The 11,071-nt window shown below is 64.8% G+C and carries 9 protein-coding genes and 1 tRNA gene; 2 read left to right on the plus strand and 8 right to left on the minus strand.

All coding sequences use genetic code 11. The annotated features are described in order from the left end of the window. The 8 genes from A612_RS14480 to hrcA form a co-directional block, all read right to left on the minus strand. Window positions 1-2,401, minus strand: a 2,401-nt coding sequence (locus tag A612_RS14480) for a type I restriction endonuclease subunit R (RefSeq protein WP_019375163.1), incomplete at its 3' end; no start/stop codon positions are given. Window positions 2,402-2,486: 85 nt separating this feature from the next. Further along, window positions 2,487-2,933 carry a DNA-binding protein gene (locus A612_RS14485; RefSeq protein WP_040437095.1) on the minus strand — a complete coding sequence of 149 codons (447 nt, stop codon included), beginning with the start codon at window positions 2,931-2,933 and terminating at the stop codon, window positions 2,487-2,489. Continuing rightward, window positions 2,881-3,510 carry a nucleotidyltransferase domain-containing protein gene (locus A612_RS14490; RefSeq protein ID WP_019375165.1) on the minus strand — a complete coding sequence of 210 codons (630 nt, stop codon included), beginning with the start codon at window positions 3,508-3,510 and terminating at the stop codon, window positions 2,881-2,883. The genes A612_RS14485 and A612_RS14490 overlap by 53 nt, the downstream gene beginning before the upstream one ends. 62 nt (window positions 3,511-3,572) lie before the next feature. Then, a complete protein-coding gene (locus A612_RS16775; protein WP_158000175.1) occupies window positions 3,573-4,940 on the minus strand; it encodes a restriction endonuclease subunit S in 1,368 nt (455 codons plus the stop codon). Further along, entirely contained in the window at window positions 4,937-5,839 is a 903-nt protein-coding gene (locus tag A612_RS14495; protein ID WP_019375167.1) for an Abi family protein, read from the minus strand. The genes A612_RS16775 and A612_RS14495 overlap by 4 nt, the downstream gene beginning before the upstream one ends. A 151-nt stretch (window positions 5,840-5,990) precedes the next feature. Beyond that, complete coding sequence (locus A612_RS14500; protein WP_019375168.1) at window positions 5,991-7,736, minus strand: type I restriction-modification system subunit M; 1,746 nt, start codon at window positions 7,734-7,736, stop codon at window positions 5,991-5,993. 158 nt (window positions 7,737-7,894) lie between these two features. Continuing rightward, a tRNA-Ile gene (locus A612_RS14505) sits at window positions 7,895-7,971 on the minus strand. Between the two features lie 38 nt (window positions 7,972-8,009). Beyond that, window positions 8,010-9,014, minus strand: coding sequence for a heat-inducible transcriptional repressor HrcA (hrcA, locus tag A612_RS14510; RefSeq protein ID WP_019375169.1), 1,005 nt, complete (start codon window positions 9,012-9,014; stop codon window positions 8,010-8,012). A 31-nt stretch (window positions 9,015-9,045) separates the two neighbouring features. Between hrcA and A612_RS14515 the strand changes: the two genes are divergently transcribed. Next, window positions 9,046-9,942 carry an NAD kinase gene (locus A612_RS14515; RefSeq protein WP_019375170.1) on the plus strand — a complete coding sequence of 299 codons (897 nt, stop codon included), beginning with the start codon at window positions 9,046-9,048 and terminating at the stop codon, window positions 9,940-9,942. Window positions 9,943-9,944: 2 nt separating this feature from the next. Beyond that, a partial coding sequence (locus tag A612_RS14520; protein WP_019375171.1) for a DNA repair protein RecN occupies window positions 9,945-11,071 on the plus strand: 1,127 nt, incomplete at its 3' end.

Here is an 11,071-nt window from a genome sequence, read left to right on the forward strand (position 1 = left end):
GATCGGCTACCGGCTCGATGGCGGCGGCCAGCATGGCCTGCGTGGCCTTGGGGTTCAGCTCCACCAGCACCACGCGCTCGACCTCGAAGTCGTCGTAGTGCCCGGCCGCGTCGAGCTTGGCGCGCAGGTCATAGACCAGGTGCGGATCGGTCACGCCGGCCAGTTCCGCCGTTTCGTAATAGGTGCGAAATGCCGCCAGCACATCATCCGGCTCGTTGACGAAGTCCAGGATGTAGGTCGTGTCCTTGACGCCGTGCGGCCCGCTGTAGGCGCGGTTCAGGCGCGACAGCGTCTGCACCGCCTGGATGCCCGCCAACCGCTTGTCCACGCACATGCCGCACAACAGCGGCTGATCGAAGCCGGTCTGGAATTTGTTGGCCACCAGCAGGATCTGGTATTCATCCGTCGCAAAGGCCTCGCGCATGTCGCGGCCCTTGAGCTTTGGGTTCAGCCGCGCGCTGTTCTCCGTCACCGATTCATCCACCTGATCCGGGTCGCTCACCTCGCCGGAAAACGCCACCAGCGTGCCCAGCGGGTAGCCGTGCTCCTGGATGTAGCTTTGCATGGCCAGCTGCCAGCGCACGGCCTCCTGGCGGCTGCCGACCACGACCATGGCTTTGGCGTGACCGGCCAGGAGCGGCTGCACGTTCTCGCGGAAGTGCTCGACCACGATGGCCACCTTCTGGCTGATGTTGTAGGGATGCAGGCGCACCCAGCGCATCAGACCCTTCATGGCCTCGCTGCGCTCGACCTCACGCTCGTCCCACTCACGGCCATCGTTGGCCAGCTTGAAAGCCAGTTTGTAGGGCGTGTAGTTCTTCAGCACGTCGAGGATGAAGCCCTCCTCGATGGCCTGGCGCATCGAATACACGTGGAACGGCGCCGGCAGGTTGCCCGGCCCGGCGGGCTGCGCCGGATCGGGTCGGCGGCCGAACAGTTCCAGCGTCTTGCCCTTGGGCGTGGCGGTAAAGGCGATGTAGCTGACGCCTGCCGCGCCCGCGCGCGCCGCCATCTCGGCGGCCATCACATCCTCGTTGCTCACCTCGCCGCCGTCGGCCAGGTCTTGCAGCTCCTCGGCGGAGAGCAGTTTTTTGAGCTTGGCCGCCGATTCCCCCGTCTGGCTGCTGTGCGCCTCGTCGGCAATCACGGCAAAGCGCTTGCCTTGCGTGTCCGCAAGCTCCTGCACGGCGTTCAATGCCGCCGGGAAGGTCTGGATGGTGCACACCACGATCTTCTTGCCGCCTGATAGGGCTTCGATCAGTTCCTTGCTCTTGCTGCCCGCCTCGCCACGGATGGTGGCCACCACGCCCCGCGTGCGCTCGAAGTCGAAGATCGCCTCCTGCAGCTGCGCGTCCAGCACGTTGCGGTCGCTCACCACCAGCACGGTGTCGAACACCTTGCGATCCTGCGCATCGTGCAGATCGGCCAGGAAGTGCGCCGTCCAGGCAATCGAATTGGTCTTGCCGCTGCCGGCGCTGTGCTGGATCAGGTATTTGTGGCCCGCCCCCTCGGCCAGCGCGGCGGCGACCAGCTTGCGCGTCGCGTCCAGCTGGTGATAGCGCGGAAAGATGATGCCGGTGAGCTTCTTCTTGCTGTCGCGCTGGCTGACCAGGTAGCGACCGATGATCTCCAGCCAGCTGTCCCGCTGCCAGACCTGCTCCCACAGATAGGCCGTGCGGTGGCCGCGGGCGTTGGGCGGATTGCCTGCGCCGCCATGGTCGCCCTGGTTGAAGGGCAGAAAGCGCGTGGTCGGGCCTTGCAGCCGCGTGGCCATCATCACCGTGCGGTTGCTCACGGCAAAGTGCACCAGCGCGCCGCGCGGGAACTCCAGGAGCGGCTCGGCAAAGGGCCGGCCCTTCGGCTTGGGGATGCGGTCGAAGCGGTACTGATCGACGGCGCGGTTCACGTCCTGCGTGAAGTCGGTTTTCAGCTCTGCCGTCGCCACCGGAATGCCGTTCAGGAACAGCACCAGGTCGATGACGTCGTCATGGTTGGTGCGGCACTGGCGCACCACGCGCAGGCGGTTGGCGGCGTAGCGCGCCTGCAAATCCGGGTTCATGGCCAGCGCGGGCTTGAACTGCGCGAGCTTGAGCGGGCTTTTCAACCCCAGCAAGTCGATGCCGACGCGCAGCACCTCCAGCGTGCCGCGCTCGTCCAGCGCCTTGCGCAGGCGATCCAGCAGCACGCTGGCAGCTGCCGCGCCGTGGTTCTTGGTCAAGGCCTCCCAGGCCTGTGGCTGCGTGGCCTGCACCCACGCCAGCAGGTCGGCAGGGTACAGCGCCCGCGCCGTGTCGTAGCCCGCCGCATCGCCCTCGCTGCCTGGCGCGGCGTAAAGCCAGCCGTGGGCGCCCAGGTGGTTGCAGATGTCTTCCTCGAAGGCGATTTCGTGGTGCAGGGCCATGGCGGTTCTCAACAAAACAAGGCTCCATCGCTTGCCATACAAGCGCAAACGGCTGTGAAATCGATAGTCACGTTCCAGCTCAGGCTCAAACCAAACCCCACTCCGGGTGATGGGTCTGCAGCCAGCGCAGCGTATGGCCCAGCAGCTTGTCCGCGGCCTGCAGGCAGGCTTGCAGAGTGGCTTCGGCGATAGGATCGCCCGCGTAATCGTTGACGTTGCGCTGCCGGCGCAAGGCGTCGAGCACGATCAAGTCGGTCTTTGGCACGCCCAGGGTCTGATCCAGCGTCTGGATGGCTGTTTGGTGGTGACCGGGCTGGCTGGTGGAGGTGCGCCAGCCGTGGGCCCCCAGGCCCAGCATGGCGCACTGCATGATGCATTTGTAGGCTGCATCAAAACGGTTGCTGGCGCTGATCTGCTCCACCCGCGCATCGGCCAAGTTTTGCCGCGCTGCCTGCAACAGCTTGGCCATGGCTGTCGGGTCAGGCGGCTGCGCCTGCAGGCGGCCAATGGCCTGCAAGTTGCTCAAGCTCATGATCACTCCCCTGAATCCACAGTTTGGGCTTGCGCAGCACGTCGCGCGCAAACGCATCGCCCGTCCGCGCCTTGTCGGCCAGCTCTTGCGGTGCCCAGACCACCGGGTTCACCTCACGCCCCAGCTGTTCGTGCAGCGGATACAGCGCCTGCACCACGGTCACGAAATCGACGCTGCCCACGAGCAGCACGTCCACATCGCTGTGCGCGGTGGCGCTGCCGCTGGCCACGGAGCCATAGACAAACGCCAGCACGATCTGCCCTGCCAGCGGCTCCAGCGCCGTGCGCAGTGCGGGCACCACGCCATGCGTCTTGCGGAACATCGCCGCCAGCTCGGGGAACAGCGGATGCTGCACGTTGGCGCTGTAGTGCGCCTGGTTGCCCTGATCGCTGCGCAGCAGCAGCCCCGCCTGGGCCAGCTTGCCCAGCTCGCGCCCCAGCGTGCCTGGGTGATTGCCCGTGATCCGCGCCAGCTCGCGCAAGTGCAGGCTGCGGCCCGGCTGAAGCAACAGCGCCGCGAGCACCTGCTGGCGCTGGGCGGGGAACAGCAGATCGACAGCCTCTTGAATGTTGCTCATAGGGCGACGATTGTTGCCTTTAAGGCTTCATTTGGCAAATCGACAGGGGAAATCAGGCCAAATCAGCCTGTAGCTGTTGATGGACAAACGCTGGCAGCTATCGAAATAGGAGTACTTGCATCCCGCACCAGCCCGCGCACATCGATCTGGCCAGTGACGGCGGCGGAGATCAGGGCGGTGCGGCGTTCTTGCAGGAGGGTGATGGCGGTGCGGGCTTCGGACATCAGGTCGTCAAGCTGTGCAGTTACGTGGTCGAGGTGGGCGACGATGGTGGTTTGCTCCGAGATTGGAGGAACCGGCAGCAATGAATTTACCAAGTATTCATGCTCGATGCTCTCAACCGTTGCACCCTGCTTAGACCACTCCAATAGCAATTTATCGTTTAAGCCTTGAATAAACCGAAGGACAAACAGAGCGGCTAAACGTGACGAATCAAAAAGCAAAGCCTTCATATCTTGGTTTAGCGCAACAGGCTTTTGATTGATAGCCACCGGAATTGTGTGCTTAAGAATTCCAGATCGAACAACCATCAGAACTGACCCAGCTGGAATCAATGAAGTTACGCTTGACCGCAGGCCGGCATCTGTAATATGCTCCTTCGAATCCATAACGAATTCGGTTTTCATATCTTTGGGAGAGATCCAAGGTATCTCGCCATGCCAGTATTCAGGCATGTCACGGCTAGGCGTTCCGCCGCCAACAAACGAGGCCAATTGCTTAATCCGCAAAACCTCCCAATGCCGCGGCACCTCCCCCAACCACTCCACCCCCGAGTCCTTCATCGGCGCATCCGGGTCCAGCCCCTTGGTCACGGCGTGGGAAATGACGGCTTGACGCTTCTCCTGCAGCAAGGCGATCAGCTTCTCCTGCTCGGCCACCAGCGCGTCGATCTTGGCGGTTTCTTGGTCGAGGAAGGTGGCGATGGCGGCTTGTTCTTCAGGCGTGGGAACTGGGACCTTTATTGATCCAAGAGCACCTTTTGTGACATGAACCATGCCAATGATTCCATGCGCTTGATCCTCAACATGCGCAGTCACAGCTTTGAGAATCCAATACAAATCAGTATTTTCGCTCCAGAACGGGACAACGCGAAATATGTGCTGATTCAAAACATATGTGCCTTCTTTACTCCAAAGGAATGGCCCAAAGGATGTACCGCGATTTCCGGACCAACCGAACAGCAGATCACCTTTCCTGACTAGATATTTCTCTTCAACTGTACCGTCAAAATAGTTAAATTCATCGCCGCCGTTAAGGTTCTGAATGCGAATGATCGGAATGCCCGACTCAGACCAATCGGCCGGCTTGAATGCGTCGCCATTCACAAAGTCTGCCAAACGCTTCAGAGGCGTGATCTCCCAGTGCGCTGGGATTTGCCCCAGCCACTCCACCCCACTGTCCCGGTACGCCGGGTATCGCGCAAAACTCATCCCTGCCTCTCCTGCCAGACGGCACGCCCAGCCCAACCTTCCGGGAACCCCATGGGCTCTGTGGGTACCCCGTGCCCTGCTACCAAAGTTCTGACTCGCTCGCGCCATGCGCTGCCCGGCGACACCACATCCATGAAGTGCAACAGCACCAGCAAGGTGTTGTAGAGCCTGCGCGATCCGGTCTGGAACTCACCGGCAAGGCCCACAGGCTTGCTGCGCGGCAGCGCCGGGGTGATGGTGAACTCCCGGTTCCACAGCCGACTGTGGTGAGCGCAAATGTTGCGGATGAATGTGAGGTGGTGCAGCCACGATTCGAGCAGCCCATCGTCCAGGCCGTACACGCGTGCGATGGCGCGTCGGGTGCCCCCTGGCTTCAAGTTGCCATACCAGCGCGAGAGCAGGCCGAGTGACATGACCTCGCAGACCGCCCACACGGGCGGCAGTGGCTCGGCATAGGTGCGGGTCAGGTGGACGATGAAGGTCTCATCGGAGCGGTGGACCTCCTTGGTCAGCTTGTCGAGGTTGGACTGCCACCGATGCGGCTTGCGCGCCAGAGCTTCGTTCAGGTGGGCATGTGGGCCGTGGGCGTGCGCCATCTGGTAGGCCCACTGGGCGCGCAAGGAGACTTCGATGCGCTCGACAGCATCGAGCACCAGAAGGCGCAGTTCACGGTCGAAGACGTAGAGGCCGAGCACGTCCTCGAAACGCGTACCCGGCTTGAAGCGGTGCTGGGCGTGGTCGGCCTCGAAGGGCAGCCAATAGGCGCCGAGCCGGTAGTAGTTGAGGTGCTGCAGGTAGAAAACGGCGGCCGCATGGTCTTGCACCACCATGCCGCGCTCCTGCAGCTGCACCACCTGCTGGTCATAGGTGGTGGCGCGCTTGTCGAAGGCGCGCTTCATGCTGCACGCCCCAGAAAAAAGTAACCCGCCAGTTTGAGGATACGCTCGCGCGCATAGCCTTGGCGGGTTTTGTTGCCCATGATTCTACCACCGGCCGGGCTTCCGGCAAAGCCTCCGGCTGCGCCGACATGCGCTGTCTGCGCTGTGCGGTTCACGCCGACAACCCCTTGATCATCGCCAGGATGCGATCGGTGGTCTGCTTCAACTCCGCATCGATCTCGGCCAGCGGGCGCGGCGGCTTGAACACATAGAAGTGCCGGTTGAACGGGATCTCATAGCCCACGCGGGTCTTGTCCGGGTCGATCCACGCATCGGGCGCATGGGGCAGCACCTCGCGCTTGAAGTACTCACCCACATCCTCGCTGTAGGGCACGTTCTCCGTGTCGCGCAGCTTCGGGTCGGGCTGGGGCTTGCCCTTTTGCTTGCCCCGCGTGCCCAGCACCACGGCGCCGTCATCGCCCCGCAGCGGGCGCTCGACGGTGATGCTGTGGTAGCCGAAGTCCTCGTTGTCGAAGATGCGACTGATGGGCTTGCCGTCCTCGTCATGCGCTTCGACGAAATCACCGAAAAGCCGGGTGATGCGCTCGATGTGCGCGTCCGACAGCTCCTTGCGCTTGGAGCCCAGGCTCTTGCGCATCTTCTGCCACATGCCGCTGGCGTCGATCAGCTGCACCTTGCCGCGGCGCGCGGCCGGTTTGCGGTTGCTGACGATCCACACGTAGGTGGCAATGCCGGTGTTGTAGAACATGTCGGTGGGCAGGCCGACGATCGCCTCCAGCAGGTCGTTCTCCAGCACGTAGCGGCGGATCTCCGATTCGCCCGAACCGGCGCCGCCGGTGAACAGCGGCGAGCCGTTGAGCACGATGCCAAAGCGGCTGCCGCCGTCCTGCGCCGGCCGCATCTTGGAAATCAGGTGCAGCAGAAAGAGCATCGAGCCGTCCGACACGCGCGGCAAGCCCGGGCCGAAGCGGCCGTTGTAGCCCTGGCTCTCGTGCTCGCGGCGCACTTCCTTCTCGACCTTCTTCCACTCCACGCCAAAAGGCGGGTTGGACAGCATGTAGTCGAAGTGCCGCCCCGCGTGGCCGTCGTCGCTCAACGTGTTGCCAAAGACGATGTTGGCCACGTCCTGGCCCTTGATCAGCATGTCGGCCTTGCAGATGGCGTACGACTCGGGGTTCAGCTCCTGACCGTACACGGTGAGGCGCGCCTGCGGGTTGTGCTCGGCCAGGTACTCGCCCGCGACGCTGAGCATGCCGCCGGTGCCGGCCGTGGGGTCGTAGAGGTGGCGCACCACGCCGGGGCGGCTCAGGATGTCGTCATCCTCGATGAAGATCAGGTTGACCATCAGGCGGATGACTTCGCGCGGGGTGAAGTGCTCGCCGGCAGTCTCGTTGCTCAGCTCCGCGAACTTGCGGATCAGCTCCTCGAAGACCAGGCCCATCTGCACGTTGCTCACCACATCCGGATGCAGGTCGATCTGGGCGAACTTTTCTGTTACCTGGTACAGCAGGCCGGCCTTGGCCAGGCGATCGACCTGGGTGTGGAATTCAAAACGCTCGAACACGTCGCGCACGGCGGGCGAGAAGGCCTGCACGTAGCTGTAGAGGTTCTGCGCGATGTGGTCCTGGTCGCCCAGGAGCTTTTTTAGGTCCAGCGGGGAGACGTTGTAGAAGCTGTGGCCGGACTTGCGCAGCAGGAAGGGCTCGGGGTTGATGCCTTGCTGCTGCCGGATTTCCAGTTCGGCCAGCACGGCCGACTTGCTGGCCTCGAGCACGCAGTCGAGCCGGCGCAGCACGGTGAAGGGCAGGATGACCTTGCCGTAGTCGGATTGCTTGTAATCACCGCGCAGCAGGTCGGCGACCGACCAGATGAAGGCGGAGAGAGTTTGTTGGTTCATGCGCGCGGGAATCTGGCCAATTTCTGGAGCGTGGGCAGTGCGCCGGCGTGTCCGGCATAGCCGCGCGACATGCGGCACACCGCTGCCCTGGTGGCGGCAAAACCCGGAGAAAGAAAAACCTCGCTACTTTTTACATAGCGAGGCGTCTCTGACTGTCCTGGTAGGGCGTGCTGGGCTCGAACCAGCGACCAAGGGATTATGAGTCCCCTGCTCTGACCAACTGAGCTAACGCCCCACGCTGCCGCCTAGGCGGCAGGCGCCATTGTAGGCGCGCTACTTGCGGTGGCTCAGGGCGTTGGAGACCAGTTTGGAGGTGATGTCCACGATCTGGATCATGCGGTCGTAGGGCATGCGCGTCGGGCCGATCACGCCCAGCGTCCCGACCACCTGCCCGTCCACCTCGTAAGGCGCGCTGACCACCGACAGCTCCTCGAAAGGCACGACCTGGCTTTCGCCGCCGATGAAGATGCGCACGCCCTCGGCGCGGCTGGAGATGTCGAGCAGGCGCAGGATCTGCGTCTTCTGCTCGAACAGGTCGAAGGCGCGGCGCAGGTGGTCCATGTCGCTGGCGAAGTCGCTCACCGACAGCAGGTTGCGCTCGCCCGAGATGACCACCTCGTCCTGCGACTCCGTCATGGCCTCCGTGCCGGCGTTGACCGCCGCCTGCATGAGCTCGGCGATCTCGCCGCGCAGGGTCTCGACCTCGCGCTTGAGGCGCTCGCGCACCTGCTCCATGGTCAGGCCCACGTAGTGCGCGTTCAGGAAGTTCGCCGCCTCCGCAAGCTGCGACTGGGAGTAGTCGGCCTCGGTGAAGATCACGCGGTTTTGCACGTCGCCGTCCGGCGAGACCAGGATCACCAGCACGCGCCGCTCCGACAGCCGCAGGAACTCGATGTGGTGAAACACCGAGCTGCGCCGCGGCGCCATCACCACGCCCACGAACTGCGACAGGTTCGACAGCAGCTGCGCCGCGTTGGCGATCACCTTCTGAGGCTGCTCGGGCATCAGCTGCAGGGTCGGCAGCTGCTCGCGTTGCACCGTGAGCATGGTGTCGACGAACAGGCGATAGCCCCTGGCCGTGGGCACGCGCCCGGCCGAGGTGTGGGGGCTGGCAATCAGCCCGAGGTCCTCCAGGTCGGCCATGACGTTGCGGATGGTGGCGGGAGACAATTCCAGCCCCGATGCCCGCGACAATGTCCTGGAGCCGACCGGCTGCCCCTCCGCGATGTAGCGCTCCACCAGCGCTTTGAGCAACAACTTGGCACGGTCATCGAGCATCGGATCATTTTAGTGATGTAATTTCCACCCAATGATGCCCATCTTCCGCCGCGTCGCTGTCATCGGCAAGTACCAGCGCCCGCCCGCCGGCGCCGCGCCCGAGAGTTCGCGCGAGGTCATCGAGTCGATCCTGCGCTTCGTGGCGGAACAGGGCTGCGAGCCGGCGCTGGAGCAGGAGACGGCCGAGCTGCTCGGCCTCGACCGCTATCCCGTGCTGGACATCGACGGCATCGGCCGGCTGTGCGACCTGTGCTTGGTGGTGGGCGGCGACGGCACCATGCTCGGCGTGGGGCGGCGCCTGGCGGGCTTCGGCACGCCGCTGGTCGGCATCAACCAGGGGCGCCTGGGCTTCATCACCGACATCCCGCTCGACAGCTGCCAGGCGGCGCTGGAGCCGATCCTGCACGGCGACTACGAGGAGGACGTGCGCCCGCTCATGCACGCCTGCGTGATGCGGGGCGAGGAATGCGTGTTCGAGGCGCTGGCGCTCAACGACGTGGTGGTCAACCGCGGCTCGACCGCCGGGATGGTGGAGCTGCGCATCGAGGTCGATGGCGTGTTCGTCGCCAACCAGCGCGCCGACGGCATGATCGTCGCCTCGCCGACCGGCTCCACGGCCTATGCGCTCTCGGCCGGCGGGCCCATGCTGCATCCATCGATCCCCGGCTGGGTGCTGGTGCCGATCGCGCCGCACACGCTCTCCAACCGGCCGATCGTGCTGTCGGACACCTCCGAGGTGGCGATCGAGGTGGTCGGCGGGCGCGACATCAGCGCCAACTTCGACATGCAGTCGCTCGCGTCGTTGCAGCACGGCGACCGCATCCTGGTGCGCCGCTCGGCCCACCGGGTGTGCTTCCTGCACCCGCGCGGCTGGAGTTACTTTGCCACCCTGCGCAAGAAGCTGCGCTGGAACGAGGGAGGTTCCTGACCATGGCGTTGAGGCGCATCGCGCTCAAGGATTTCGTCATCGTGCCGGCCTTGGAGCTGGATCTGGCCGAAGGCTTCACGGTGCTCACCGGCGAGACCGGGGCGGGCAAGTCGATCCTGATCGACGCGCTGCAGCTGCTGCTCGGGGCGCGCGCCGACACCGGCGTGATCCGCGAGGGCGCGCAGCGCACCGACATCAGTGCCGAATTCGACACCGGCGGCTCCCCGGCCCTGGCCGACTGGCTGCAGGAAGCGGGCATCGACCGGGAAGACACGCTGCTGCTGCGCCGCACCGTGGATCTGCAGGGCCGCAGCCGCGCCTGGATCAACGGCACGCCCGCCACCGCCACGCAGATGCGTGCGCTGGGCGAGCTGCTGCTCGACATCCATGGCCAGCATGCCTGGCAGAGCCTGACGCGCCCGGACGCGGTGCGTGCGCTGCTCGACGCCTATGCCGGCGTGCAGGGCCAGCCGCTGGCCGCCCTGTGGGGCGCGTGGCGCGAGGCGCAAAAGGCGCTGGCCCACGCGCGCCAGGCGCAGGACACGCTGGCCCAGGAGCGCGAGCGCCTGCAGTGGCAGATCGGCGAGCTCGACAAGCTCGCGCCCCAGGAAGGCGAGTGGGAGGAGCTGAACGCGCGCCACGCACGGCTGGCGAATGCCCAGGCGCTGATCGACAGCGCCCAGGGCGCCCTTCACGCCCTGGAGGGCGAGGACAGCGAGAACGCCATGGGCGCGCTGGCGCGTGCGCAGGAGCTGCTGCAAAACTACGAACACGTGGACGAGGATTTCCGCTCGATGACCGAGGTGCTGGCCTCGTGCCTGGCGCAGGCGGGCGATGTGGTGCATTCGCTGCAGAGCTGGCTGCGCCACACCGAACCCGATCCCGAGCAGCTCGCCGAGCTGGATGCGCGCGTGGCGCAGTGGCTGCAGCTGGCGCGCCGCTACCGCCGCACGCCCGAGGAGCTGCCCCAATTGCTGGCCGGCTGGAAGGAGGACTTGCGCCGCCTGGACGATGCGGCCGACCTGGATGCGCTGGTGGCGGCCGAGCAGCGCCACGCCGGCGCCTACCACAAGGCCGCGCGCACCTTGAGCCAGCAGCGCGCCAAGGCGGCGCCGCAACTGGCTGCCGC

Origin of the sequence: Melaminivora alkalimesophila, assembly GCF_000282995.1 — a bacterium.
Classification (GTDB): Bacteria; Pseudomonadota; Gammaproteobacteria; order Burkholderiales; family Burkholderiaceae_C; genus Melaminivora; species Melaminivora alkalimesophila.